The sequence below is a fragment of the Halomicrococcus gelatinilyticus genome (genome assembly GCA_024227995.1).
Lineage (GTDB): Archaea > Halobacteriota > Halobacteria > Halobacteriales > Haladaptataceae > Halomicrococcus > Halomicrococcus gelatinilyticus.
Genome location: CP100465.1, coordinates 2,392,674 through 2,417,680 on the forward strand (window position 1 = coordinate 2,392,674; position 25,007 = coordinate 2,417,680).

Below are 25,007 nucleotides of genomic sequence, written 5' to 3' on the forward strand. Positions count from 1 at the left end.
CCGTCGGCCGTGACCTCCGCCATCGTGCCGACGATACTGCACGGGGCGACCCCCGCAGCCTCGACGTCAGCGCTGACAGTGGTGCTAACGCTGGGCGCGCTGGGGTCGGTGGCCGTGCTCGTGCTGGCGCTGGCGGCGCTCCGGCGACGGCGGTCGCTGCCGTACCTGCTCGTGGCGCTGGCGATCGCGGCGCTGGCGACGCGCGCAGTCGTCGGCGCGCTGACGATGGGGGGATATCTCGGGTCGACGACCCACCACCTCGTCGAGCACGGCCTTGACGTGGCCGTCGTCGCGCTGGTGGTCGGAGCTGTGTACTACGCCCGGACGGTCGAGAACCAACTATGACAGATCAGGGAACGCGCATCCGCCGACACGTCGAATCGAAACCAGGCGTCCACTTCAACGCCCTCGTGCGTGGGCTGGACCTCGCCCCCGGACAGGTCCAGTACCACGTCAGGAACCTGCTCGCCGACGACACGCTCGTCAGCGAACAGCTGTACGGCAAGACGCACTACTACCCGCCGGAGTACGACGAGTGGGAGCGGGGCGCGGTCGCGCTGCTCCGCCGCGAGACGGCCCGCGACGTCCTCGTCAGCCTGCTGGAGGCGGGCGAGGCCCGTCCGGCCGACGTCGTCGACGACCTCGACATCGCCCGCAGCACGCTGGCATGGCACGTCGGCCACCTCGAAGAGCAGGGCCTGGTCGAGAAGCGTCGCGACGAGCGCAACCGCGTGACGCTCGTCCCGACGCGCCCGGAGGAGACCGCGCGCATGCTCGGCGTCATCGAGCCCTCGCTCCCCGAGCGGATGGTCGACCGGTTCACCCGACTCGTCGACGACCTGCTCGCCGAGTGACGCCGTCGCCGTCGACGGAGAGCGTCCGTCGCCGTCACCGCGGGCGATACTGCTGTTGCTCCCGTCGCGGTTCGCTCACTGCTCCAGCGTGGCGTCGAGCGTGATCTCCGGCCCGGCGAGCGCCTTCGAGACCGGGCAGTTCTCCTTGGCGCGCTGGGCGAGTTCGTCGAAGGTGTTCTGGTCGACGTCCGGGACGGCGGCCTCCAGCGTCAGGTCGATGCGCGGAATCTCGAAGCCACCGTCGGCCCGTTCGAGGTGAACGTCCGCCCGCGTCTCGAGGCGGTCCGGTTCGTGGCCCTCCTCCTCGAGGAACGCCGTCAGCTGCATCGAGAAGCAGCCGGAGTGCGCTGCCCCGATCAGTTCCTCGGGGTTCGTTCCGGGCTCGTCCTCGAACCGGGTCGGGAACCGGAACGTCCCCTCTATCTGCCCGCTCTCGGTCTCGAAGTCACCGCTGCCGTCCTTTCCGCCCTGCCAGTGGGTCTCCGCTTGTCTCGATGGCATATCCGTACGCCAGTACGGACGGCGGCGGTTTGGAGATACTGGCCGACCACCTCCCGACTGCGGAGGGGTTCCGCCCCGGCGTCCCGTTCCCCGTTAGCAGCGCTCGCGACCGACGTAGGCGAGGTTGCCGGCGAGCAGGCCGACGCTGCCGACGAAGAAGAGCGCGCCGACGGGCGAGGCGAGGTCGACGAACAGCCAGTACAGCGGTGCGGCCGCGGAGGGGCCCACGGCGACGACCGCGAGTTCGGTGACGACCGGCCCGCAGCAACAGCAGGCGTTCGGCGCGGCGACGGCGGCCGTGCCGGTCGTCGTCTCGGTCGTCCCGGTCGTTCCGGCGGGGGCGGCGGTCCGCCACTGGCTGGCGATGACCGCGCCGTTCAGGCCGACGAGTGCCGCCACGAGGCCGACCTGGATCGCCATCCCGAGGGAGACGACGCCGCTCGCGGGGACGCCCGGGAAGAAGAACTCGACGCCGGACCAGTAGACCAGCGGGTTCGCCACCGGGGTGACCTCGACGAACCCGTGGTCGGGGACGCCGATGCCGTGTTCGGGGACGAACGTGACCATCCCCATGGAGAAGGCGAAGAAGAGCGCAGCGAGCACGCCCGTGCCGACGCCGAACCGGCGGGCGACGCGGTCGCGGGCGACGCGCGCGAGGATGCCCCGGGCGTCGCGGTATAGCACGTAGGCCACGGCGACCGGCAGGGCGAACACGAGCAGGTAGCCGACCGGGTTCTCCAGTCCGCCAAGGACGGGGTACGCGACCCACATGCCCAGGAGTGCTCCGACGAACGCGTAGCGCGGGCGCTCCGGGAACTTCAGGCGGCCGACGACGAGGCTGACGACGGCGATGCCGATGCCGACCGCCAGCGTCAGCGGCGCGTACCACGCGCGGTCGATTGGCGTCTGCGACGCGCTCAACGTCTTGACCGGCGAGAGCTGGACGAGCCCCACCGCACCGGCGGCGGCGACGAACAGTCCGAGGAAGACGCCGCCGAGCGCCGTCGTGCGGTCGAGGCCACGGCGGCCCGCGATGACGCTCCCCGCGACGACGCCCGCGCCGACGACGAGCACGACCAGCGCGAGCCACTGGGGGTACGGCTGTGGGTGCTGGCTCCCGTGTGCCGCCGCGACGCCGGGGATGAGTGTCAGTGCGACGACCGCGAACGCGGCCAGCCGACGCAGGGCCGCGTGGAACGACCGCGGCCGCGTCGGCCGGTTCCGCGTCGACCGCGTCCGCGTCGAGTCCCGAGTCATGGCCCGGCCTAATCGCCGAACGTGCATGTAAACTCCGGATTCGTACGACGTGCGCGACTCCGGCATCGCGCCACGGTCGCGAGAAAACGAGACGGTCCAGCGCTCCGCGGTCGGCGGCCGACTCAGCCGAGGACGTACCGGAGCGCCGGGTGGCGTTCGACCAGTGCTTCGCCGTCGACCTCGAAGCGCTCGATGACGCTGTCGAGCCCGAGGATGTGGCCCGCGCCGAACGCCGCGACGGCGAGGAACACGAGCATGTACGCGAAGTCGCCGTTGATGACGCCGTGCTGGACCTCCCAGTTGCCGAGGTAGAACAGCAGCATCATGAACGCGCCCCAGAACGCCGCGAGGCGGGTGAACGCGCCCACGAGGAGGCCGAGCCCGATGAGGAACTCGCCGTAGGGAACGGCGACGTTCACGAAGTCGACGAACCACGGCGTGGTCCCCATCCAGTGGAACAGCCCGCTCGCGGGGCTGGCCGCCGGGACGTGGGTGAGGTAGCCGCCCGCGGAGAACGGCTCGGCTGCGGCGATCTTCGCCCACCCGGCGTGGAGGAACGCGTAGCCCATCATCAGGCGCAGCGCGAGGACGAACCACGCGCTCAGGCTGTGTGCCCGACCGCGCACCTGCAGCCCGCCCAGCGTGCTCTCGAAGGTGTTCGTTCCGGGTTCGATTTCAGTTGTGGTCATCGTGGCTCACCTTACGGTTGAGGATCCGCCGGTGGAAAACGTATAACCACTAACCGGTTCCCGGGGCCGTGGAACTGTTCCCAGTTCCTGGGAATAGCAGTGGCACCGTTCGGCCGTGACTGCCCTCGACGCGAGAGTACCGCGTAGGACGGGCGTCTGACGGGATTATTTATGCCACGTCGTTGCGTGAAGTGTTGTTCGCGGTGAAATACTCCCATGGCACCAGAAAACAAGCGACTGACGCCAGACAACCGACCGGTGACGCCGGAGGGCGGGTCGACGCATTCGGGCGACGTCTTCCACCGTACCGGAATCCGGCCGGACGAACGAACAAGCGAGGCAGTCGTCCAGGCAGTTGCGGCAGCGACGGGGGAGGACCCGACGAGAATCGATCCACTGTACGAGTCCATCAATCCAGATGCGCTGAACGAACTCTTCCAGTTCGACGGCTCCGGACGACCACAACCGGACACCGCTGTCCAGTTCGACTACGCCGGTTTCTCCGTCGTCGTCCGTGAGACCGGAATCATCGAGCTGCGCTGACTGCGTTCGTCTCACGGCAGAACTCTGACCGTTCGCGGCGGAGTGGACGTCGACACCTGCGGTCGTATCGCTCGCCTCTATCTCGGTCGGCATCGGCATCTCTCGGCGCACGCCGACTCGTCGGTGACGCGTACGTCGAGTACGTCCGGTCGAACTGCGACGGCTCGACCGCCGACGAGTGCTACTGGCTACGGTGGCACCGTCACTCCACGACGACGACGCCCTTCATCCCGAGCGTCTTGTGGGGCCGGCAGTAGTACTTGTACGTCCCCGTCTCGTCGAACGCGTGCTCGAACGTCTCGCCCTTCCTGGCCATCATGTCGCTCCGGAAGTCGCCGTTCTCCTCGACGACGTTGTGGCTGCCCCTGCCGGTCCACTTCCAGCGGACGGTCGTGCCCGACGACACCGTCACCGCCGCCGGGGAGAAGCCGTTGGCACCGTTGTTCCCCTGCGTGCCGACCTTCACCGTCACCGTGTCGCTGCCCGTCTCGTCAGTCACGCTGCCGTCGAAGTTCGAGGTGTCGGAGAGGTAGCCGTCGAACTTCGAGGACCCACTGCCCCCGCCGCCACCGAGACAGCCCGCCAGTGCACCCGTGCTCGTCGCTACCGCTCCGATCGTTGCGAGGTAGGTTCGTCGCGTCGTCATCGTCTCACTCGTCCGGTCGTATCCCCCGCGTCAAAAAGGGTCTGTCTCCCGTTCCCGGAAGCTGATAACGGGCGAACGTGTTCGGCGCGGGAGTTAGGTGGCGGCGCGTCGTAGGGTCACGACCAGATGGGCGACCGAACGACTGTCACCGACGAGCGGGCGACCGCCGCCGACCGGACGACCGGTGTGGACGACCAGACGACCGTCACGGTGCGGTGTACGGGCCACGTCCGGACCGCCGTCGGGGAGCCGGAACTGGAGTTCACCTTCGAGGGCGACCGGCTCCGGGAGTTCCTCGACGCGTTCTTCGACGAGTACGACGTCGCGGACCTGGTCATCGCCGAGACGGAGGCGGAGGCGACGACCCGCGGCTGGGCACCGGTCGAGGGGCTGCCCGGGTCGTGGCGGAAGAACCCGGAGGGCGAACAGACCCGGGCGTTCGCTCGCGTCGCGATCAACGGCCGGTTCAACGAACACCTCGACGGTCTCGCCACGGAACTGCAGGACGGCGACCGCGTGGCGCTGATGTACCCGTTCATCTTCTGCTGCTGACCGCCGGCCTGCTTCCTCGCTACCGACTGCGTTCCCGACGGACGTCCGCGGTCCAGACACCTCCATCCGCTCGGTGCGTCGATCCGCCGGGTAGACAGTACGGCGGGGTCTGCTGTCCGCCCGCCGCGCGCGTCGTCGTCGTCACCGCCCCCGGCCGCTTTTCCACTCCCTCGCAGCCGACGGACTCTCCGGTTCCGTCCGCCGTCGCGGCCACGGATAGCGTATCGGTCGAACATATTCACGGCGTTCCCGCCGGTCGGGAAGCGGGGCGGCTTTACACGGGGGTCGCGGTGGCAGCGTCGACCGTATGAAGGTAGAACGAAAGACGCTCGCGAAGCTCCTCGTCGTCGTCTTCGTCGTCAACCTGGTCGTGATGGGCGTCGGCGCGTGGTACTCCGCCGAGAACGCGCCGCCCATCCCGAAGCGGGTCGTCGGCCCGGACGGCGAGACGGTGGTCAACGCCGGCGAGGTGCAGGCGGGCAAGAAGACCTTCCAGTCGAACGGCATGATGAACCACGGGTCCATCCTCGGCAACGGCGCCTACTACGGCGTCGACTACACCGCCGACGCGCTGGACCTGAAGGCGCAGTACATGCGGCAGTACTACGCGCGCGAGCAGTACGACGCGGCCTACGACGCCCTCCCGGAGCCGAAGCAGGCCGCGGTCGACCAGCGCGTGACGACGGACCTGGAGTCGGGGGCCGTCGACGACGTGGTCCGGTACTCCGCGGCGGAGACGTACGCCCACCAGCAGGTCCGCGAGGAGTACGTCGACCGCTACCACGCGGGGAGCCACGAGCGCGGCGTCCCGGCCGAGATGATCGGCAGCGAGGACGACGCGCGCCGCTTCGCCGACTTCGCGCTCTGGACGGCCTGGATCTCTCACACGGAACGTCCGGGGTCCAGCCACACCTTCACGAACGACTGGCCGTACGACCCGCTCGCGGGGAACGACGCCACCGGCGCGGCGATGACGTGGAGCGTCGTCGCCATGGTGCTGCTCGTCGCCGGTGCGGGCATCGGCGTCTGGCTGTACAACTCCGTCGAACTGCCGGAGCCGACGACGGCGGGCGTCACCGTGCCGGCACCCGACGACATCGACCTGGTTCCGAGCCAGCGCGCAGCGGTCCGGTTCGTCCTCGTCGGCGCGGGCCTGTTCCTGGCCCAGACGCTGCTCGGCGGCCTGCTCGCGCACTTCTACGTCGAGCGGGCCGGCTTCTTCGGCATCGGCGACGCGCTCGGCGTGAACGTGCTCGAACTCGCGCCGTTCGCGCTCGCGAAGACGTGGCACCTCGACCTGGGCGTGCTCTGGATAGCGACGCTCTGGCTGGGCGCGGGCCTGTTCCTGCCGCCGCTGCTGACCGGCCACGAACCGGACGGGCAGAGCCGATACGTGAACGTCCTGCTCGGGGCGCTGGTCGTCGTCTCGGTCGGCGGCCTCGCCGGCATCTGGCTCGGCATGAACGGCTTCTTCGACGGCCCGCTGTGGTGGCTGCTCGGCAACGAGGGGCTGGAGTACCTCGAGGTCGGGCGCGTCTGGCAGTTCGGCCTGCTGGCCGGCTTCGTCGGCTGGGCGGTGCTGGTCGCGCGCGGGTTCAGGCCGCTGCTTTCGCGCGAGCAGCCGTACGGCCTCTCGCACATGATCCTGTACGCCGGCGGCTCCATCGCGCTGCTGTTCACCGCCGGGATGCTGTACACGCCGCAGACGAACATCGTGATGACGGAGTTCTGGCGCTGGTGGGTCGTCCACATGTGGGTCGAGGGGGCGTTCGAGTTCTTCATCGTCGCCATCGTCGGCCTCACCCTCGTCTCGATGAACCTGCTTGAGAAGCGCTCCGCCGAGAAGGCCGTACTGTTCGAGGCGCTGCTGGTGATGGGGTCGGGCGTCGTCGGCGTCTCCCACCACTACTGGTGGATCGGCCAGCCCGACGTCTGGGTGCCGCTCGGCAGCGTCTTCTCGACGCTCGAACTCATCCCGCTCGTCGTCATCCTCTTCGAGGCGCTCGGCGAGTACCGCGCGCTGGCGTCCGCCGGCGAGACCTTCCCCTATCGGCTCCCGTTCATGTTCATCATCGCCAGCGGGGCGTGGAACTTCGTCGGGGCGGGCGTGCTCGGCTTCTTCATCAACCTCCCCATCCTCAACTACTACGAGCACGGCACCTACCTCACGGTCGCGCACGCCCACGCCGCCATGTTCGGCGCGTTCGGCTTCCTCGCGCTCGGCATGGCGACGTACATGCTCCGCATCACGACGCGCGACTGGGACGGCCGCCGGCTCCGCTGGGCGTTCTGGTCGTGGAACGTCGGCCTCGCGATGATGGTCGGCGTCTCCCTGCTCCCCGTCGGCTTCCTGCAACTGGAGACGGCGTTCACCCAGGGGTACGCCGTCGCGCGCAGCCTCGCGTTCTACGAGCGCGACCTGGTCCAGTTGCTGTTCTGGCTGCGGATGCCCGGCGACGCGCTCGTCATCCTCGGCACCGTCCTGTTCGGCTGGGACGTCGCCGTCAAACTCCGCCGCCAGCGCGAGACCAGCGAGGAGGCCGTCCGACAGCCCGTGGCCGACCGCACGCTCGTGGAGGGCGACGACTAGCCCCCGCCAGACACTCTCCGGGGTTCGGGACCTCACTTCGTTCCTGTCGACGGACGACGCCTCCGAGCGGGGTCAGTCCGCGCCCTGGACCGCACAGGACTCGTCGGTGTAGTCGACCTCTGCGACCGAGTCGATGGGGTCGTCGCCACAGACCGGACAGTCCGGGTTCTGGCGGTACTCCAGTTCCTCGAAGGTCATGTCCATCGCGTCGTAGAACAGCATCCGGCCCTCCAGCAGGTCGCCGACGTCGACGACGGCCTTCACGGCCTCGGTGGCCTGGACGCAGCCCACGGTTCCGGGAAGGACGCCGAGGACGCCCGTCGACGCGCAGTCGGCGACCATCCCCTCCGGCGGTGCCTCGGGGAACAGGCACCGGTAGCAGGGGCCGCCGGGCGTGACGGTCGTGACCTGCCCTTCGAACTTGTAGATGGCGCCGTGGGAGAAGGGAATCGCTGCCAGCGTGCAGGCGTCGTTGACCAGGTAGCGCGTCCGGAAGTTGTCCGTCGCGTCGACGACGAAGTCGTAGTCGGCGACGAGGTCGCCGACGTTCTCCGGTTCGACCCGCAGTTCGTGGGTCGTGACGGTCACGTCCGGATTGAGGTCGGCGACGAAGTCGGCGGCGCTCGCCACCTTCGGTCGGCCGACGTCGGCGTCGCCGTGAACGACCTGGCGCTGGAGGTTGCTCCGCTCGACGACGTCGTCGTCGGCGATGCCGAGGTGGCCGACGCCCGCGGCGGCGAGGTACTCGATGGCCGGCGACCCCAGGCCGCCGGCGCCGACGACCAGCACCGACGCGTCCAGCAGCGCGGCCTGTCCCTCCTGGCCCACCTCGTCCATGATGATGTGGCGGGAGTAGCGGTCGAGTTGCGTCGCGTCCAGCGAAAGGCCCATGGTCGCGATTGGTGGTCGCGAGCCATAAACCCGTGCCTCGCCGACCGTCGCGGCTGCCACCGGTCCCTGCGCGGACAGTGCTCGTGTTCGACGAGCGGCCTTGCACCTTCTTTTGGCGAGCCTAAAAATCGGAACGTTTTAATCCTTTAGGCCGACCTAAATCCTCGCATGCAGACGAACAGACGGGACCTGCTGAAGGCAGGCGGCGGACTGGTAGCGAGCACCCTCGTCGCGGGCTGTGGCGCGCAGCTCTCGGCGTCGGGCGAGACGGGCGGCTCGGGTGCGAATGCGGCGGTCGCGGCCGAGTGGAACGCCATGCGGGCCCGGCTCTACGACGCGCAAGCCCTCGCCGTCGCGGGCGAGTTCGACGCCGGCGCGTCGGTCGCCGAGGACGTCTTCGCGCGGTTCGAGGCGGCGTCTGGCGAGTGGGGCGCCCACGAGAAGCTCGAGGAAACGAGCGAGAAGCAGTACGAGGAGTTCGAGGAGGCCCTCGGACAGCTGACGTCGCGGCTCCGGGAAGGGAACCAGGCGGAGGTCGACGTGGAGGTCGGCCTCGGCGACGATCACCTCCGGGCGGCCCAGGAACGGCTCGTCGGTGAGGCGAACGTCCGTGCGCTCGACCTCCAGCTGTTCGGTACGCGCGTCGAGAACGCAGCGATGCTCGCCGCAGCCGGGAAGACCGACGCCGCGGCGACCGTCGCTGGGAACGTGCTCGGCGACTTCGAGTCGAGTCCGGTCCACGACGCCCTCGAATCCGCCGCGAGCGAGAGCTACGAGGCGTTCGAGAGCGCGGCGAAGACGGCGAAGCGAGCGGCGAACGACGGGAACGTGAAGATGGTCCTCGGGCGGGCCAACGCCGCCGTCACGGCCGCCGTCGAGGGCTCCTACGCGGTCGCGGACGCGAAGCCGGCCGCCGGCGCGGGCCACCTCGCGGCGATGCAGGGTCAGGCCTTCGACGCGAAGGCGCTCGCCTCGCTCGGCGGGCCGTCGACCGCGTACGCCCACGCCGCCGCGCTGAACGTCTATCGCGCCCGCGTCGCCGACTGTGCGTGGCTGGTCAGCCAGGGCGCGACGGACCGGGCGAAGCAGGTCGCGACCGACGTCTTCGCCCACTTCGAGGGTGCGAAGGCCCACGAGGCGCTGGAGGAGGCCGACCACGACGCCTACGAGAGCTTCGAGGGCGGACTGGAGACGCTCTCGACTGCGGCAGGGTCGGGCGACCGGACGACCGTCGCGTCGGCGATCGACCAGATCGACGGCGCGCTCGTCGCGGGCATCGAGGCGCTGGCGAGCGGCACCGCGGCGGCCGTCCTCCAGTCCGGATTCTTCCGCGCGCGGTTCGGCGACGCGATGGAACTGCAGGCGAGCGGCGAGACGACGACCGCCGCCAGCATCGCCCGGAGCCTGTTCGAACGCTTCGAGGCGGACGAACTCGGTTTCCACGAGGCGCTGGAGGACACCAGCGAGAAGCTCTACGAGCGGTTCGAGCACGAGCACCTGAAGGAGGGGCTCATCCCGGCACTGGAGAACGGGAACGGCTCAGCGGCGAACACGCACTTCGACGGCGTCCAGCAGGCGCTCCTCGACTTCGAGGCGAAGGCGGGCGCCCCGGCGCTCGCTTCCGGTGCGGAGGCGGCGATGGCGACCGGACGCGCGTTCGACGCGGCCGGCGTGGCCGCGCTCGGCGATGGCGACCGCGCGGCGACCGTCGTCGAGGACGCGTACTCGACGTTCGAGGCCGGTGCCGCCGGCTATCACGAGGCGCTGGAGGAGGCCGACCACGACGCCTACGAGCAGTTCGAGACGCGCCTCGTCGGCGTGGGCGAGGCCGCGAGCGGAGACGGCGACCCCTACGCCGCCGCGAAGCGGTTCAACGGGACGAGCGTCGGGTCGCTGTACGCCATCGTGGACGCGGCCGGCGGCGACTACGGCCCGCAGGCCGCGACCGTCGTTCAGGACGTCTTCGGCCAGTTCGAGAAAGCGACCGTCCACGAACTGCTCGAGGAGGGCGACCACGCCACCTACGAGGCGTTCGAGTCGGCGCTGAACGACTACGCGACCGCACTGAAGAACGGCGACGGCGTCGACGCGGCGGCGGACGCGTTCGCCAGCGCCGCGCTCCGCGGCCAGTTCGCGGTCGTCGGCGCAGTCGACAAAGCACCCGTCGACGGCGAGTCCGGTTCGGACGAGTCCGGCGGCGGCCACGACGAGGGCCTCACGGGCGGTCCGAACGTCCAGCAGGGCGTGCCGGACGACGCCGACCATGTCGTCGACATGAAGGCCGTCTCGTTCGAGCCTGCGGAGCTCACGGTGAAGCAGGGCGACACCGTCGCGTGGAAGCACGCCGGCGGCGAGGCCCACTCCGTCACCGCCTACGAGGCCGAAATCCCGGAGGCGGCGACCTACTTCGCCTCCGGCGGTTTCGACTCCGAGGAGGCGGCCCGCGAGGGCTGGGAGGCGGGCAAGGGCGCCGTCCAGTCCGGCCAGTCGTACGTACACACGTTCGAGACGGAAGGCACGTTCGAGTACGTCTGCGTGCCCCACGAGGCCGCGGGGATGAAAGGGACGATCGTCGTCGAGTGATCGACCCCGGACGCCGACGTCAGACGTTACCGCTCAGCGCGTCGAAGACGTCGTCGGTGAACTCCTGTTCGGACCAGAGGCCGACCTCGGAACCGCCGGCGACGACGGCCGACTCGACGGGCACCTGGCCGCCGCCCATCCGGGCGTGTCCCCCTGCGTCCGCGCCCGGGATGTCGTCCACGGCCGCCTGGAGCGCCCGGCCCATGTGGACGCGGTCGTCGCGTGACCGCCCCGAGAGGTGCATCGTGTCGCCGCGCCGGCCGTAGACGACCACCGCCGTCACCCCTTCGAGGTGCATCAACTCGTCCGCGGCCTGCGGGATGGCGTCGACGTTCGACACCTCGCCCACGTGGCTGACCGCGAACGAGCCCCGCACCTCGCGGTCGCTGATGGCTCGCGACTTCACCTCTAGCACCTCCGCGCTCACCTGCGGGTTGGCGATGCGGTCGAGGCGGTGTTCGTCGACGCCCCGGTAGAGGTAGGCGCTGGCGGCGAACTCCGCCTCCGAACAGCCGTTCGTCAGGTGCTTGGTGTCCGACTGGATGCCGTACAGGAGGCCGGTCGCGACGTCCGACGGGAGGACGAAGTCGTCGGCCGGCGGGACTGCGTCGGGGCCGATGGGGTCGGCGTCGAGGTCCTGGAAGTACTTCGCGACGATGGTCGAGCACGCACCGTACTCCGTTCGCTTGTCCGTGAACACCTCGCCGGTGCCGTTGCCGGGGTGGTGGTCGACGACCGCGTACGGTTCGATGCGCTCGGCACCGTCGAAGCCGCGGGGCGTGTTGTGGTCGACCAGCACGATGGTGGAAGCCGCGAGGTCCGTGACGTGGTCGACCGTCTCCATGTCCAGGTCGAGGACGGTCCGGAACGCGCGGTTCTCCTGGTGGCGGACCTGCCCCGAGTACTGCAACGTCGCCTCCGTGTCGACCGCCTCGGCGAGGTGGGCGACGCCGACCGCACACGCCATCGCGTCCGGGTCCGGATTCGGATGCATCAGGACGACGACCTCGTCGCGCTTCGCCAGCGCCCGCCTGAGACGGGCGCCCATCGGTCGCCGGATCCACCGGACGACGAGCCACAGCGAGACGGCGAGGACGACCATGCCGACCACGGCGGCGGCCACGATGGCCGGATTCGCGGAGCCGTAGCTCCCCACCTCCTGGATCAGGCTCCGAGCCGACTGGCCGCCCGGAATCTCCATACGACGTGGTCAATACGAGAAGACAAGAATTTTTCCCGAGAGTTACACGTGTCAGACTCTTGTAATCCGTCCGTCAGACGTCCCCGGTCCACTCGTCGACCGCCGACCGGTACCCCTCGCGGAACGTCGGATAGGAGTACTCGTACCCGAGCTTCCGCAGCCGCTCGTTCGAGCATCGCTTGCTCGACCGCGCCCGTCCCGACGCAGCGTCGGACGGGCGCACGTCCGGCGGCTCGACCCCACATTCTGCGGCCAGCCACGCCGCCAGTTCAGGCCGCTCGACCGGCTCGTCGTCGACCACCAGGACGACCTCGTTCCGGGCGTGGTCTCCCGCCAGCAGGAACCGGACCGCGCCCGCCGCGTCGTCGCGGTGGACGAGGTTCAGGTAGCCCTCGGCGACCGGGCCGTCGAGATAGCGGTCCAGCCGGTATCGGTCCGGCCCGTAGAGGCCCGCGAACCGGGCGACCGTTCCGTCCATCGGCCCGGGCGCGTCCAGCGCCGTCCGCTCCGCCTCGACGAGCACCGACTCTCGCTCGGTCGCCGGGTCGAGCGGCGTCTCCTCGTCGACCCACGCGCCGTCCCGGTCGCCGTAGACGCCCGTGCTCGACGTGTAGACGAACCTGTCCGGTGGATCGTCGCGGGCCGCGAACGTCTCGACGGCCGTCTCCAGTCCCTCGACGTACACCTCGCGCGCGGCCGCTGCATCGCGACCGCCGGCGCTCGCCGCGTAGACGACCGCGTCCACCGCGGGGACCGCCGCGAGGTCGTCCGGGTCGGTCACGTCACCCTGCACCGCGTCGAATCCAGCGTCCGCTATCGCTTCGCCCCCCGCGTCCGACCGGCGCACGCCGACGACGTCGTGTCCGGCCGCCGTTAGCTGTGCACCGAGTTCGATGCCGACGTACCCACAGCCGAGGATGGCGACGTCCATGGACGATGTCGGTCCCGAATCCGCATAACTCCGCCGCTCTAGGCTTTGCGCTCGGCGATGACGTGGTGGATGGCCGCGTACTCCGCCAGCGTCATCTTCCGACGGCCCTCCACCTGCTGCTGGACCGTGCGTGGTTCGACCTCCCCGTCGATCTCCGACGCCAGCCTGTCGACGTCGAGGACCGCCGTCGTCATCCCCATCATCAGGTGGTCGCGCAGTTCGGTGACGATGGCGTCCTTCGACGGAGCGTCCCCGGCGGTCGCCAGTATCGCCGCCGCGTCCTCTATCGTCACCCCGGGCGACTCGCCGTCCGCGAGCCCCGCGACGACGTCGCGGTCCACGTCGGCGCGGTCGGCTACCGCGTCGACGCCGACGGCGTCGATGGTCGCCGCGAGTTCCGCCTCGTACTGCGCTCGGAGCTCGGCCGGCGTCAGCGACGCCGGGTCCGCAACCTCGTCGTAGAGCATGTGCGACGAGTCGGGAGCGCGGACAAAAGGGGTTGTCGCTCCGGCGCTACCACCCCGCCGACCGCTCGTCGGCGTTCCCGTCCACGTCGCCGACGCCGCGACCGTTCGGCGGCACGGCGATCGCGACCACCGTCGTCGTCCGGAACGACACCGGCGTCGAACGACCGAGCCGCTCCGCGTGGCCGTCGCCGTCCGCGTCCATCCGGACGGTCGCGGCCTCCCGGACGTAGGCCGTCGACGCGCCGGTCGCACCGGGCGGTCCCTGCGGTGCTCGCACGACGAACCGCTCGTAGTGCCCGCGAACGGTGACGTGCCAGACGTTGACCGTCGCGTACCAGTACCCCGGCACCGGCACGACCGGGAGCCCCCCAGGTACGTCCGACAGCACCTCGCCGACCCAGCGTCGCTGGGCGCGCCTGCTGAGTCTCTCGACGCCGTTCCCCGCCATGCGCTTCAGCTCCTCGTTCACGACGGTCCTGGTGGTCGTCAGCGTCCCGTTCACCACGCTCCGCTTCGGTCTGCTCGCGTTCCGGCGCGCCGCGTCGAGCGCGAACCGCGTCGCTAGCTGCACGCGCCCTCGTTCGACGGTCGACCACTTCCCGGCTCGTTCGGCGGCGAGCGCCGTCGCGACGGCCCGCGCCGCGGACCCGTTCACGACCGCCAGCGCCGTCGCGTGGGTCGTCCGCCAGCGGGCCAGTCCGCGACCGACGCCGCGACGGACCGTCGACTCGTCGAGTCCGGGTGCAGTCCCCCGGAGCCGGTCGCGGAGCCGTCGTTCGAGATCGTCGAGCGACGCGCCGAGCGACGACCGGAGCCGGTCTCTGCGTTCGCGCAACGTCGCGTTCCGTCCGGCCGCCAGCGTCCGGTTCGCCCCCCGGAGCGTCAGCGCAGCCGAGCGGAGGTCGACGCGCCCACGCTTGCGACTGCCGCCCAGGTCCCCCGTGACGGCGTCGACCGCGTCGCCGTAGGGGACCGTGAACACGTTGACGTTGCGCGCCGCCAGCGGGTGGACGGAATCGCCGTCCGGTACTGCGACGACCTGCCCGTGGTCGACCGACGCGAGCGTGAGGTACGGCGGTGCGCCGTCCACGCGGAGGTCGAGCGCCTGCCCTGGACCGCCTGCCGGCATGGGACGCCGTTCCGGCGTCTTGGTCGCCCGCCGCGCCCGGAGGATCTGTTGGATCTTTCCCAGCGACACGCCCGTGGCGTCACCGACGATGTCGTCGAGCTGTCGGCGCGCCCGGGCGGACCGGTCTGCGCGGTCGTCGAGTCGTGCGAGCACCCGGTCGAGATACGCGGCGCGAGCTGCGAACCGCGCCCGCTCCGCGACGTCTTCGTACTGGACCGGCGCGTCCAGGAGGTCGCTCCGACGAGCGCGCAGGCGCTTCGCCAGCTTCGCCGCCGGAATCGTCTCCCCGACGAGCTGTCCGCGTGGGACCGTCACCGAGACGTTCCGGACGCGGTCGCGCAGCGACTGGAGGTCACGATACGCCCGGGAGCGGAGCCCGTCGGGCCGCTTTCCGTGTACTGTCACCGGTTCTGTGTCGAGCGGACGCTCGACGGCGCGACGCGCCAGGCGGTCGGTACCGCCGCGATCGCGGACGAGCCGTTCCAGGGCTTTCCGCTCCACGTCGGCGAAGTTCGGGCCTGGTGGGTCGGTCGCACGCTCGTGGACCGTCACCACTGGCCGCTCCGGCGCGACCGCCGTCGAGCGATGGTCGCCGGCGACGCCGAGCGCGACGACCGCCACGTCCCGCCACCGTCGCTCGGTTCGCGTCGTCCGGTTCCCGTGCCGCCAGGTGCGGACGACGACGTGTTCGCGAACGACGCGACGCCCTTCGTGGTGGAGCAGGTGCCAGCCCGTCGGCGGTGCAGGTGGGTCGACGTCGACCGCCTCGACCGTGACGCTGCTTCGCTCGTCCGCCCCGGCGAGCGACCAGTTGCGTCCGGGTGGTACGGGTTCGGGCTCCGACTCGCTGGCGACGTGCTGCACTGAGGTCACCGGCCGGACGTCGATCGAGTAGGACGAGGCGAGCGCGTCGTCGAAACCGCCCCCGAGGAGGTCGTACAGCGCACGGTCGGCCGTCTCGTTGACCGCGACGGCAGTCGTCGACTCCGGCGAGGTCGCGGGGTCGCCGACGCCGGGAATCCTCGATAGTGCCTCCGACGTCGCCGTCGCGAGGACGTCGTCGACCCACGGTCCAGCACGGCCGCTTCCCGGCTTCAGGAGGTCCGTCAGCCCCACGCGGGCGGTCGCGCGACCCAGCGCCCGCCGCCCGGCCGGGTCGCTGCGTCCGAACGCCGCTCGCTGCTCCCCGAGGAGCGCTCCGTTCGTCGTCAGTTCGACGTGCCGGTTCGCCAGCACGTTCTCTATCGGGGCCCCGCCGTGCTGTGCGTAGCCGCGCGCCCAGACGACGGGGTAGAGGCGCGCCGTGAGCCGTCGTCCGAGCCCCGACTTCAGGGGGCCGCGGTTCAGCCGTCGCTCGAACCGCTCGACGCGCTCGTGGAGTGCGAGCACGGGCGTTGCGACCGTGAGCGTGACCGTCCGTGCGCCGCGTGCTATCACCCGTCCGCCGCGTTCGACGCGAACGGAGACGTTCTCGACCTGGACGCGGACGCCGCTCTCCGTCGACGGGCCGACGGCGGTGACGGTCACGTCGCGCTTCGCTCGTCGCAGCGCGCTCGCGTTCGGGGTGGGGGACAGCGACACCTCGGCCTCTGCGTCTCCGACGCGGGCGGCCACCGATTCGAGCTCGCGACGGGCGGTGTCGTAGACGCGGACCCGGAGGTAGTCGCGGAAGGGCGTCGACGCGTTCAGCACGCGGCCAGCGCTCGTGTTCGCCGGTTCGACGACCGGACGGGCAGCAGCGTCCCGGGCGACGTGCTGGACGGCGTCGCGGAGCGCGGTCCGCGAACTTGCCACGGCGCGCTCGGCGGCACGGTCGGCGTCGCGTTCGACCGCCGGCGTCGGCGGGGCGACGATGGTCGCCGACAGCGTCGCGCTCCCCACGAGCAGCAGGACGCCGACGAACGCGAAGGGGACGCGACCCCTGGTGTCGTCCGCGAGTCTCACGGCGACCACACCCTGACGACGACCTCGACGCGGTCGGCTGCGGTCGCTCGCGCTGCCTGGTCCGGCGACGCGTACTGCTCGCCGAGTCGCGGTTCGAGAGTGGCCGAGAGTCCCGCCGCGAGCTCGTGTCGCGCACCCGCGAGGTCGTCCGACGCCAGTTCGTCCCCGGGGTTCGCGTCGGTCAGCGCTGCGAATCGGCGGAACCGGACGCTCGTCAGCGGGGCAGTCCGTCGGTGCTGGAGCGAGGCCCGGAGCCGTTCCGGCGGGAACAGTCCCCGGACGATCCGCCGGGCGACGGCGTCTGCGACCCGGTCGTACGTCTGCCAGCCGACGACGGGTCGGGCGGTGCGTCGAACCGGTGCGATTCCGCTGGGGACGTCGACCACCGCGGCGTGGACGTCGGCCTCCGGCGGCGGTGACGGCCCCAGCGTGCAACCCCCGGCGACGGGAGCGTCCGGGTACGGCTCCCACCGGGCGACGACCTGGACCTGCCGACCCGCAGTTCCCGTGCCACCGCTCAGCGAGCGGAACTCCCGTTCTAGCGCACGTTCGAAGTCGTCGTTCCGGTCGGTGACGTCGCTCCCGTTCACGCTGACGTCTCCGGTCGCACAGGCCGCAGCGAGGCCGGTGAGGGTGTCGTGCGCCGCTCGGCTGTAGGTCCGGGGGCCGTCGGGGAGGGACACTCCACCGCGACCCGTCACGGAGAGCGTGTAGTTCACCTCGGCAGTGCTCGTCGTCAGGGTCTCCGCGACGGCAGCGGCGGGGTTCCCACTCCTCTCGGCAGGCGCGTCGGCGGAGACGAGAACCAGTGCGGCGGCGCTCACGAGCAGCAGACACAGCGTCGCGTCGACGGCGGTGCTGATCCCTCTCATCGCCACACCTCGACCGACAGGCGGGCGGGCCGCACCACGCCGGGGGCAATGCGGACGCTCACCGTGGTCGCGGCCGTCGTCACCTCGGCCCCTGGCGGCGGGTCGCGACCGGCGCGCCACCGCTCGTCCGTGGTCGAGAGCGTCACCGCGAGGTGGTGTCCGTCAGGGGCTACGGAGTGAGCGCGGTGGAGGGCTGCGGGCTCGACGACGCCGTTCGTCGTCGCGACCCTCTCGACGCGAGGGAGCACGTTCCGTGCGTGCTCCCGCTCCGGGTTCGGCAGGACGTTCGAGAGCGCGCCGGCGTACGTCACGAGGCCGACGGAGACAGCGAAGACGGCGACGAGCGCGACCAGCGGCTCCGTCTGGCCCCTAGCCGGCGACCAGCGTCGCATCGACGCCCTCCCAGGTGAGACAGCGCGCGAGCAGTCGGTCGTCGGCCGGATGCCACGTCGCGTCGCGGCCGCGCGCCCGTTCGACGGCCCGGCGGAAGGCGGCCGGCGAGTCGAACGCCTGCTCGGGCGAGGTGCCGCGAAGGACGGCGGCGAGCGATGTTCCGTCGCGGACGGGGACGACGGGGCCCGCAGCGAACGTCGCGTGAGCGGTCCCGGCGTCGTTGCGGAGTCCGAGACGGTGGGGGCCGATCCGTATCGTCGCGGCCGCGACGGGGTGTTCGGCGGTCGCGGCGTACTCGCAGCGAGCGACCGAATCCACGGTGTCGGCGACGCTGGCGGCGTCTGGCGGCGGGGCGGTCGGGAACGAGAGCGCGACCCCGAGCGTCGCGACGCTGGCTGCGGCGACGCCGATCCAGACGTACCACGCGTCCACGGGTGCGTCGAGCATGGACCCGCCTGGTCCCGTTCCCGTACTTAAACCTACGCGAGCGTGCTCGCGCCGGCGAACGCGACGAGGTAGACGCCGGTCGCCGACAGGACCGCGAGTCCGACGCGGTAGCCGACGAGCGTCCGGTCGAAACCGCGTTCGAGGCTGGTCGCGAGTGCCGTCACGACGGCAGCCAGCAGGAGGACGTAGACGCCGACCGCGAGCCCCAGCGTCGCCGTCGGGACGCCGCCGTCGAACTCGCCGGTGTCGGCCATCCCCCGGGCGAGCGCGACGGTGGCCCCTGCGACGAGCGGGCCGAAGGCGGCGGCCGTGCTCTTCAGCGTCCCCGTCACCCGGGCGAGTTCCCGCCGCGCCTCGCGCTCGACCTCGTCGAGGTCGTCGAGGTGGTCGGCCATCGCGACCACCGCCGCCCCCGCCGGTCGTCCCTCGCGCGCGGCCAGCGCGAGTAGCGCCGCCGCACTGCGAGCGCGCGGACTGGGAACGTCCGCGAGTGCGCCGTGCTCTCCGAGGAACGCCTCGCGGACGCCCGCCCGGAGGAGTCGCTGGTTGCGCGCGGCGGCGGCGAGGACGTCGCCCGTCTCGCCGGCCACCTCGTCCGCCGCGACGGCGACGGCGTCCTCGACGGCCGCACCTTCCTTCACCCGGCGTCCGACGAGGTAGAGCGCGTCCGTCAGGTGCGTCTCGACCGCCCGGACGCGCTCCCTGACTGCGACGACGGGCCGGGTCGCTCCCACGAGCATGGTTCCCACGCCCGTCCCGGCGGTGGCCACCCAGCGCGTCCACGACGGGAGGACCGCGCCACTCGCGACGAACGCCGCGACGCCGGACGCGACCGCGACGCCGACGACGGTCCACCGCCGGTCGGGAACTGCCGGATGCGCGCGGGTGACGGTCGGCGGCGGGAAGGCGACGGGACGGCGGGCGAGCAGCCACGCGCTCGCCGCCAGCAGCGCAACCGGCAGGAGCAGGTCGTAGACGACGACCAGCACGCCGGGCGTGACGGGGAGACCGGCCGCCCGCCCGGCCGGGAGCACCGCGACCAGAGCGAGCGGCAGGAGGACGCCGAACGCGTAGATTGCCGTCGCTGGTCCGCGGACCTCGGCGACGAACGACGCCATCCGGTCGCGGGTCCCGGTCAGGACGGCGTCCAGTGCGCGGTCGAGGGTGCGTCCGCGCTCGCCCGCCGGCGCGTCGGCCGCGGCGGAAACGAGGAGCGTCGCCCGCCGGAGCGCCGGGTTCCAGTCGGCCCACTCGGCTGCGAACGTCGTCAGCCCGGTCCGCGGCGTCCCGGTCGCGCGCCGAACGTGGTCGTCGAGACTCGCCGCGAGCGGGCCGTCGCCCGTCTCCGCGGCGAACGCGGCGGCGCGCTCGGCTGCCGGTTCGATCCGCATCCGGAGGACGGCGCGGGCGACCAGGTCGGGAGCCGCGCCGAGTGCCCGGGTTCGGCGTGCAGCCGCGGCGGCGACGGGGACGCGCCCGGCGAGCGCGGGCACGGCGAACGTGACTGCTAGCGAGAGCAGGACGCTCGGTACTCGAACCGCGGGCGGGGCAAGCGCGACTGGAGGGAGGGCGGCGAGCGCGACGACCGTCGCCACGCCGTAGCCCGCGCGGAGCACCGTCTCGGCGTCGGCGTCCGCACCGAGGAACGCGAGCGCGCGTTCGAGGTCGTCGTCCGGCGTCGGCGTCGCGGGCCAGCGGCGGCCGAGTGCGGCGAGCGCGTCGAATGCGCGGGCCATCAGGACGCCTCCCGTTCTCGGACGGTGACGTCGGTCGCGTCGGTCGCGTCGGCAGCCGACCGCATCTCCGCCTCGCGGTCGGTCAGCAGGGCGAGCACGTCGGCGTACGACTCCGCCGAGCGGGCCATCCCCTCCACGAGGACGCTGTTACCGCGGTCGATGCGCCCCGTCGCCGCGAGGCTCCCCGAACGCAGTTCGTACAGCGGTTCGAACCGCGGTGGGCCGGTGTCGACGACCTCCTCGACCGCCTTCACGCGGCGCGCTCGTCCTTCGTCGGTCTCGTACGGTTCCAGGGTAACGACGAGGTCCGTGGCTGCGAACGACGAGGCGGAGACGCCGAGGTCCTCGACGACGCGCTCGCGGACCGCCGCGCCGCCATCGCCGTGGATGGTGCCGAGGACGGCGCTCCCGTTCGCGCCGACGCGCATCGCCTCGTAGAGGACGCCGGCCTCCTCGCCGCGCACCTCGCCCACGACGAGCGCGCCCTCGCCCAGTCGGAGCGCGGTCCGCAGGGCCGCCGTCGGCGGGAGGCCCGTCCCGTCGTCGCCCCCCGCTTCGGCGCTCGTCCGGAGGGCCTGTACGTCGCGGCCCGCCGCCTGGAGCGCCTCGACGGGGAGCTCCGGCGTGTCCTCCAGGACGACCGTCCGCGTCGCCGCCGGAAGCTCCCACAGCAGCGCGCCGAGCAGCGTCGTCTTGCCCGCGCCGCGGGTGCCGGCAACGAGTCCGGCGGCGGCGCGCTCGACTGCGAGAGAGAGCAGCGCGGCGGCGTCCGCGGGGAGGGTGTGGTTGGCGACCAGTTCCGGGAGTCGCCAGGTGTCGTCGTCGCCCGCGCGGAACGCGAACGCGACGCCGTCGCTGACGGGGTCGGTCACGCCCGCGACCCGGACGGGCCGCCCCCTGACGTCGGCCGTCGCGTCGAGCGTCGGGCTCGCGCGAGAGAACGACCGGCCGCTCGTCCGCCGGAACCGGGACGCGAGAGCTTCTGCGCCGTCCCGCGTGAGTCGGACGTTCGTCCGTACCCGTTCGCCGTCGACGGTCGCGCGGAGTCGCGTCTCGGTGACTGGCGCGGTGGCGAACACGTCCGAGAGGGCCGGGTCGGCGAACAGGTCACCGAGCACGCCGTAACCGCGGGTGTGCTTCGCGAGGACCTGGGCGAGCGCGTCGACGGGGTCGTCGTCGTCCGCGACGCGTCGAACCGCCCGCGACGGAGCGTGACGACCGCCCCCGACCCCGCCGTCGGCGAGCAGGTCGCGGGCGCGCTCCAGCGTCGCCCACGCCGAGCGGTCGAGCGCGTGTTCGGCCGGTTCGAGGTGGTACGTGCGGATGTCGTCGTCCGGGCGGGCGTAGACGCGGACCGTCGCGCCTGTCGGGAGCGTCCGGCGGTCGTCGAACACGGCGTTCGCGGGCGGTCGCGCGGCGATTCGAGAGCGGGCGACGGTCGGGCCGACGAACGGTCGGAGTGCGTCCGCGTAGTCGTCGACGCGGCGTGCGCCGGCCGCGAGTCCCGTCTCGGCCGCCGCATCGGCGATCGGGCCGGCACGTCCTACGGCGTCGAGAGCCGCGCCGAGGGGGTCTCGTTTCGCTCGTTCGGCGAGGTCGGCGTCGTGGAACGCGACGCGCTCGGCGAACCGTCCCGCCGCGACCAGTAGCGCTGCGGCGCCCCCCTCGTACGCTCGCTCGACGCCGCTGGCCCGCGTCACCACGCGGTCGGCCTCGCGCTCCGCCAGCGCACCCACGACCGTCGCCCGGCAGGCGGGCGCCTCGACGAGGTCGCCGGTGCCGGGACAGTCGTCGGCGTCCACCACGACCGCGCCGTTCTCGACGGTCGGTTCGCAGGCGCAGTCGCTCTCGTCGCTTCCGAACTGGAGGCGGTCCCACATGGACCGCCGTGGTCGCGCCTTCGGATTTAAAATAAGGGGCCTACTCGCCGGTGAGCGCCTCGCTCGCGGGCGACAGCGACACCGTCGAGCCGAGGCCGTCCTCGCGGGCCTTCTCGTAGAGCATCTGGGCGGCGGCGACAGTCTCGATGCCGGTGCCGCCGCTGTCGAACACCGTGATCTCCTCGTCCGACTCGCGGCCGGGTGCCTTCCCGGCGACGACGTCGCCGAGTTCGGCGTGGACGTGGTCCTCCGAGACGACGCCCTCGTCGACGGCGTGGATGAGGGAGCCAGCGTCCTGGGTGGCCCGCTCGCGCAGGTCGAGGACGTACTTCGCACGCTCGACGGTCGTGGCGTCGAGTTCGTGCTTCTCGGGGTGGTACTGTCCCATCGCGGTGACGTGGGTGCCGTCGTCGAGCAGGTCGCCGTCGAAGACCGGTTCGCTCGCCGTCGTCGCAGTGATGACGACGTCTGCACCCTCGACGGCGGCGGCGTTGCTGGCGACGGCGGCGACGGCCGCGTCGAGCCGTTCGTTCATCTCCGCGGCGAACGATTCGCGGTTCTCCTTGGTCGGGGAGTACACCCAGACGCTGTCGAGGTCGCGGACGGCGGCGGTCGCGCGCAACTGACCGCGCGCCTGTGCACCGCTGCCGATGACGGCGAGCGTCGACGCGTCCTCGCGGGCCAGGGCGTCAACCCCGACTGCGCCCGCCGCGCCCGTCTTGAACGGGTTCATGCTCGCGCCGTCGAGCAGCGCCCTCGGCTCGCCGCTCTCGGCGTCGAACAGCGGGGTCACGAACCACGCGTCGCCGGCCCCGAAGCCGGCTGCGTACATGTACCCGCCCATCGCGCCCGTCTCGGGCAGGACTGCGGAGTAGCCCGTCAGCATCCCTCGCGGCTCGTCGTTGACGAGTTTCGTCCGCGGTTCGGCGGGCGCGCCCTCGCCCCGCTGGCGGTATCCCTCACGGACCGCTGCGACGTACTCTTCGGGCGTCGCGAGTCCGGAAACGTCGTCGCTCGTCAGAAACAGCGCGTCGGTCATATCTGCACGTCGAACGCCAGCGTCAAAACAGTTGAGGGAGCCGCGTTAGTCGGCCGAGTTGACTGGACTGGAGCTACGAGTGGAACCGTGGGCCGAAGTGGCGGACGAACTGGAACCCGAGTCGACGGGTCCGTTGACGAACAGTGCGTGACCGACGAGCAGGACTGCCACACCTGCGCCGAGCGGGACTGCCATGGTCACGGCGAGTCCCGCGACGTTGAGGACGCCAGTGACACCGACCAGCGCGAGCGGAATGAGGCCCAGAATGAAGTCGTAGTACCCAGTCATAATCTATTATAGACTATGCGGGGTAGGTATATAACTGTTTCCCATAGGTCAACAGCCAGTTTTCTATAGGCAGATGGTAATCACCGGGCAGGTTCTTCATAAGTTATGAAGTGGTTACACAGTTAAAGCTGAGCGTCAGCCTCCGAGAGAGCGGTCAACGCGGCGTTCGAGCGCGTGACCATATTCGTTCCAGTAATCGGGCGTCGGGGTGGCCACTCGTGTCGCCGAGCCAGCGGCGTGCGCCGCAGGGGTCCGCTCGTTCGCCCGCTCCGTAGCGTCTTTACGCTCCGGCGCGCGACTGTCGACCATGACCGGTCGGGACGTGCGCGAGACCTACGACCGCATCGCGGGGCACTTCGCGGAGACGCGGGAGTACCCGTGGCCCGAGGTCGAGTCCTTCCTCGACGAGCGGACCGCGGACGTGGCGCTCGACGTCGGCTGCGGCAACGGACGCCACGCGGAACTGCTGGCTGGGCGCGCCCGCCGCGTGGTCGGCGTCGACGTGAGCCGCGGCCTGCTCGGCGAGGCGCGAGCGCGGGCGCGCGAGCGCTCGTTCGCGGTCAACCTTCTACAGGGCGACGCGGCGCGGCTTCCGCTGGCCGACGCCACCGTCGGACTCGGGGTGTACGTCGCGGCGCTGCACCACCTGCCGACCCGGACCGACCGGATCACCAGCCTCGACGAACTCGCCCGCGTCCTCGCGCCGGACGGCCGCGCGCTCGTGAGCACCTGGAGCACCGCCCACGACCGCTTCGACCGCGAGTCGGGGTTCGACACCACGGTGGACTGGACGCTGCCCGGCGGCGAGACGGTGCCGCGGTTCTACCACATCTACTCGCCAGCGGAGTTCCGCGACGACGTGGCCGCGAGCGCGCTCGCACCCGTCGAGACGTTCGTCTCCAGCGGCAACTGCTACGCCGTCGTCCGCGCGGAAGAACAGTAACACCCTTAAACCGCGACGCGCAAATCGGGGATGCGAACGCGATACGGCGCGCCGATGGTCTAGTGGTAGGACCTGAGCCTTCCAAGCTCATGGCCCGGGTTCAAATCCCGGTCGGCGCATTTTTCGGCGACCGACACGGCGAGCAGTTCATCTGCTCGCCACTGCGGGAGACGGAAAATCGGCCGAGGGATTTGAAGTAGAGAAGACGCAGCGCCGAGCGGAGCGAGGCGACCGTCTTCGCGTGGTTCAAATCCCGGTCGGCGCACTCCCTGTGGTCGTTTGCCGACCGACGTTCACCTCGCTGCGCTCGGTGAACTCCCGGTCGGCGCACTTCTGCGACGAACGGACGTGAGGAGCGAATGCGGTACGAAGGGATTTGAGCCCTGCAAGTCACAGCCCACGCAGGGAGCGCAGCGACCGAGTAGGAATGTCTTGCTCCGGTTCAAATTCCGGTCGGCGCATTTTTCGGCGACCGACACGGCGAGCAGTTCATCTGCTCGCCACTGCGGGAGACGGAAAATCGGCCGAGGGATTTGAAGTAGAGAAGACGCAGCGCCGAGCGGAGCGAGGCGACCGTCTTCGCGTGGTTCAAATCCCGGTCGGCGCACTCCCTGTGGTCGTTTGCCGACCG

The 25,007-nt window shown here is 71.2% G+C and carries 23 protein-coding genes and 1 tRNA gene; 8 read left to right on the top strand and 16 right to left on the bottom strand.

Annotated elements, in window-relative coordinates:
- Window positions 1-78: 78 nt before the first annotated feature.
- Both NKT36_RS12640 and NKT36_RS12645 read left to right on the top strand, forming a co-directional pair.
- Window positions 79-345: a DUF7471 family protein gene (locus NKT36_RS12640; protein WP_327051410.1), complete on the top strand. Its 267-nt coding sequence runs from the start codon at window positions 79-81 to the stop codon at window positions 343-345.
- Window positions 342-854, top strand: a complete 513-nt coding sequence (locus NKT36_RS12645; protein ID WP_327051411.1) for a winged helix-turn-helix transcriptional regulator — start codon at window positions 342-344, stop codon at window positions 852-854. Before NKT36_RS12640 ends, NKT36_RS12645 begins: the two co-directional genes overlap by 4 nt.
- Window positions 855-929: 75 nt before the next feature.
- On the opposite strand, the gene NKT36_RS12650 is transcribed toward NKT36_RS12645, so the two are convergent.
- The 3 genes from NKT36_RS12650 to NKT36_RS12660 form a co-directional block, all read right to left on the bottom strand.
- Complete coding sequence (locus tag NKT36_RS12650; protein WP_327051412.1) at window positions 930-1,355, bottom strand: OsmC family protein; 426 nt, start codon at window positions 1,353-1,355, stop codon at window positions 930-932.
- A gap of 93 nt (window positions 1,356-1,448) precedes the next feature.
- Window positions 1,449-2,612, bottom strand: coding sequence for a hypothetical protein (locus NKT36_RS12655; RefSeq protein WP_327051413.1), 1,164 nt, complete (start codon window positions 2,610-2,612; stop codon window positions 1,449-1,451).
- Between the two features lie 122 nt (window positions 2,613-2,734).
- Entirely contained in the window at window positions 2,735-3,301 is a 567-nt protein-coding gene (locus NKT36_RS12660; protein WP_327051414.1) for a DoxX family protein, read from the bottom strand.
- A 216-nt stretch (window positions 3,302-3,517) separates the two neighbouring features.
- Here NKT36_RS12660 and NKT36_RS12665 point away from each other — a divergent pair, with 216 nt between their 5' ends.
- The gene (locus NKT36_RS12665; protein WP_327051415.1) at window positions 3,518-3,844 is read left to right on the top strand and encodes a HalOD1 output domain-containing protein; all 327 of its coding nucleotides are present in this window, start codon (window positions 3,518-3,520) and stop codon (window positions 3,842-3,844) included.
- 202 nt (window positions 3,845-4,046) lie between these two features.
- Here NKT36_RS12665 and NKT36_RS12670 read toward each other — a convergent pair whose 3' ends face one another.
- The gene (locus tag NKT36_RS12670) at window positions 4,047-4,490 is read right to left on the bottom strand and encodes a halocyanin domain-containing protein (RefSeq protein WP_327051416.1); all 444 of its coding nucleotides are present in this window, start codon (window positions 4,488-4,490) and stop codon (window positions 4,047-4,049) included.
- A 126-nt stretch (window positions 4,491-4,616) separates the two neighbouring features.
- Here NKT36_RS12670 and NKT36_RS12675 point away from each other — a divergent pair, with 126 nt between their 5' ends.
- Window positions 4,617-5,042 (top strand): MoaD/ThiS family protein, encoded by a 426-nt coding sequence (locus NKT36_RS12675; protein ID WP_327051417.1) that lies wholly within the window; start codon window positions 4,617-4,619, stop codon window positions 5,040-5,042.
- Window positions 5,043-5,349: 307 nt separating this feature from the next.
- The gene (locus NKT36_RS12680; protein WP_327051418.1) at window positions 5,350-7,632 is read left to right on the top strand and encodes a nitric-oxide reductase large subunit; all 2,283 of its coding nucleotides are present in this window, start codon (window positions 5,350-5,352) and stop codon (window positions 7,630-7,632) included.
- Between the two features lie 72 nt (window positions 7,633-7,704).
- Here the strand turns inward: NKT36_RS12680 and ubaA are convergent, their stop codons facing one another.
- Entirely contained in the window at window positions 7,705-8,523 is an 819-nt protein-coding gene (gene ubaA, locus NKT36_RS12685; RefSeq protein WP_327051419.1) for an SAMP-activating enzyme E1, read from the bottom strand.
- Between the two features lie 168 nt (window positions 8,524-8,691).
- Here ubaA and NKT36_RS12690 point away from each other — a divergent pair, with 168 nt between their 5' ends.
- A complete protein-coding gene (locus NKT36_RS12690) occupies window positions 8,692-11,106 on the top strand; it encodes a DUF5059 domain-containing protein (protein WP_327051420.1) in 2,415 nt (804 codons plus the stop codon).
- A gap of 19 nt (window positions 11,107-11,125) precedes the next feature.
- Here NKT36_RS12690 and NKT36_RS12695 read toward each other — a convergent pair whose 3' ends face one another.
- The 11 genes from NKT36_RS12695 to NKT36_RS12745 form a co-directional block, all read right to left on the bottom strand.
- Complete coding sequence (locus tag NKT36_RS12695; RefSeq protein WP_327051421.1) at window positions 11,126-12,307, bottom strand: DHH family phosphoesterase; 1,182 nt, start codon at window positions 12,305-12,307, stop codon at window positions 11,126-11,128.
- Between the two features lie 73 nt (window positions 12,308-12,380).
- Window positions 12,381-13,238 (bottom strand): SDR family oxidoreductase, encoded by an 858-nt coding sequence (locus tag NKT36_RS12700; RefSeq protein WP_327051422.1) that lies wholly within the window; start codon window positions 13,236-13,238, stop codon window positions 12,381-12,383.
- A 38-nt stretch (window positions 13,239-13,276) separates the two neighbouring features.
- On the bottom strand, window positions 13,277-13,705 hold the full coding sequence (locus tag NKT36_RS12705) for a DUF5791 family protein (protein WP_327051423.1): 429 nt from the start codon (window positions 13,703-13,705) through the stop codon (window positions 13,277-13,279).
- A 46-nt stretch (window positions 13,706-13,751) separates the two neighbouring features.
- Window positions 13,752-16,787, bottom strand: coding sequence for a DUF7286 family protein (locus NKT36_RS12710; protein WP_327051424.1), 3,036 nt, complete (start codon window positions 16,785-16,787; stop codon window positions 13,752-13,754).
- A complete protein-coding gene (locus NKT36_RS12715) occupies window positions 16,775-17,650 on the bottom strand; it encodes a DUF7284 family protein (RefSeq protein WP_327051425.1) in 876 nt (291 codons plus the stop codon). The genes NKT36_RS12710 and NKT36_RS12715 overlap by 13 nt, the downstream gene beginning before the upstream one ends.
- On the bottom strand, window positions 17,647-18,042 hold the full coding sequence (locus NKT36_RS12720) for a DUF7285 family protein (RefSeq protein WP_327051426.1): 396 nt from the start codon (window positions 18,040-18,042) through the stop codon (window positions 17,647-17,649). The genes NKT36_RS12715 and NKT36_RS12720 overlap by 4 nt, the downstream gene beginning before the upstream one ends.
- Entirely contained in the window at window positions 18,020-18,490 is a 471-nt protein-coding gene (locus NKT36_RS12725) for a DUF7283 family protein (protein ID WP_327051427.1), read from the bottom strand. The genes NKT36_RS12720 and NKT36_RS12725 overlap by 23 nt, the downstream gene beginning before the upstream one ends.
- Window positions 18,491-18,522: 32 nt before the next feature.
- Entirely contained in the window at window positions 18,523-20,226 is a 1,704-nt protein-coding gene (locus NKT36_RS12730; RefSeq protein WP_327051428.1) for a type II secretion system protein, read from the bottom strand.
- Window positions 20,226-22,106, bottom strand: a complete 1,881-nt coding sequence (locus NKT36_RS12735) for an ATPase, T2SS/T4P/T4SS family (protein ID WP_327051429.1) — start codon at window positions 22,104-22,106, stop codon at window positions 20,226-20,228. Before NKT36_RS12735 ends, NKT36_RS12730 begins: the two co-directional genes overlap by 1 nt.
- 40 nt (window positions 22,107-22,146) lie before the next feature.
- Entirely contained in the window at window positions 22,147-23,145 is a 999-nt protein-coding gene (locus NKT36_RS12740; protein WP_327051430.1) for an ornithine cyclodeaminase family protein, read from the bottom strand.
- A 45-nt stretch (window positions 23,146-23,190) separates the two neighbouring features.
- Entirely contained in the window at window positions 23,191-23,433 is a 243-nt protein-coding gene (locus NKT36_RS12745; protein WP_327051431.1) for a hypothetical protein, read from the bottom strand.
- 307 nt (window positions 23,434-23,740) lie between these two features.
- Between NKT36_RS12745 and NKT36_RS12750 the strand changes: the two genes are divergently transcribed.
- Window positions 23,741-24,376 carry a class I SAM-dependent methyltransferase gene (locus NKT36_RS12750; protein ID WP_327051432.1) on the top strand — a complete coding sequence of 212 codons (636 nt, stop codon included), beginning with the start codon at window positions 23,741-23,743 and terminating at the stop codon, window positions 24,374-24,376.
- A 48-nt stretch (window positions 24,377-24,424) separates the two neighbouring features.
- Window positions 24,425-24,495, top strand: a tRNA-Gly gene (locus tag NKT36_RS12755).
- Window positions 24,496-25,007 lie beyond the last annotated feature (512 nt).

Coding starts and splice junctions, on each gene's coding strand:
- NKT36_RS12645 (WP_327051411.1), top strand. CDS start 342: ATGACAGATCAGGGAACGCGCATCCGCCGACACGTCGAATCGAAACCA.
- NKT36_RS12650 (WP_327051412.1), bottom strand. CDS start 1,355: ATGCCATCGAGACAAGCGGAGACCCACTGGCAGGGCGGAAAGGACGGC.
- NKT36_RS12655 (WP_327051413.1), bottom strand. CDS start 2,612: ATGACTCGGGACTCGACGCGGACGCGGTCGACGCGGAACCGGCCGACG.
- NKT36_RS12660 (WP_327051414.1), bottom strand. CDS start 3,301: ATGACCACAACTGAAATCGAACCCGGAACGAACACCTTCGAGAGCACG.
- NKT36_RS12665 (WP_327051415.1), top strand. CDS start 3,518: ATGGCACCAGAAAACAAGCGACTGACGCCAGACAACCGACCGGTGACG.
- NKT36_RS12670 (WP_327051416.1), bottom strand. CDS start 4,490: ATGACGACGCGACGAACCTACCTCGCAACGATCGGAGCGGTAGCGACG.
- NKT36_RS12675 (WP_327051417.1), top strand. CDS start 4,617: ATGGGCGACCGAACGACTGTCACCGACGAGCGGGCGACCGCCGCCGAC.
- NKT36_RS12680 (WP_327051418.1), top strand. CDS start 5,350: ATGAAGGTAGAACGAAAGACGCTCGCGAAGCTCCTCGTCGTCGTCTTC.
- ubaA (WP_327051419.1), bottom strand. CDS start 8,523: ATGGGCCTTTCGCTGGACGCGACGCAACTCGACCGCTACTCCCGCCAC.
- NKT36_RS12690 (WP_327051420.1), top strand. CDS start 8,692: ATGCAGACGAACAGACGGGACCTGCTGAAGGCAGGCGGCGGACTGGTA.
- NKT36_RS12695 (WP_327051421.1), bottom strand. CDS start 12,307: ATGGAGATTCCGGGCGGCCAGTCGGCTCGGAGCCTGATCCAGGAGGTG.
- NKT36_RS12700 (WP_327051422.1), bottom strand. CDS start 13,238: ATGGACGTCGCCATCCTCGGCTGTGGGTACGTCGGCATCGAACTCGGT.
- NKT36_RS12705 (WP_327051423.1), bottom strand. CDS start 13,705: ATGCTCTACGACGAGGTTGCGGACCCGGCGTCGCTGACGCCGGCCGAG.
- NKT36_RS12715 (WP_327051425.1), bottom strand. CDS start 17,650: ATGAGAGGGATCAGCACCGCCGTCGACGCGACGCTGTGTCTGCTGCTC.
- NKT36_RS12720 (WP_327051426.1), bottom strand. CDS start 18,042: ATGCGACGCTGGTCGCCGGCTAGGGGCCAGACGGAGCCGCTGGTCGCG.
- NKT36_RS12725 (WP_327051427.1), bottom strand. CDS start 18,490: ATGCTCGACGCACCCGTGGACGCGTGGTACGTCTGGATCGGCGTCGCC.
- NKT36_RS12730 (WP_327051428.1), bottom strand. CDS start 20,226: ATGGCCCGCGCATTCGACGCGCTCGCCGCACTCGGCCGCCGCTGGCCC.
- NKT36_RS12735 (WP_327051429.1), bottom strand. CDS start 22,106: ATGTGGGACCGCCTCCAGTTCGGAAGCGACGAGAGCGACTGCGCCTGC.
- NKT36_RS12740 (WP_327051430.1), bottom strand. CDS start 23,145: ATGACCGACGCGCTGTTTCTGACGAGCGACGACGTTTCCGGACTCGCG.
- NKT36_RS12745 (WP_327051431.1), bottom strand. CDS start 23,433: ATGACTGGGTACTACGACTTCATTCTGGGCCTCATTCCGCTCGCGCTG.
- NKT36_RS12750 (WP_327051432.1), top strand. CDS start 23,741: ATGACCGGTCGGGACGTGCGCGAGACCTACGACCGCATCGCGGGGCAC.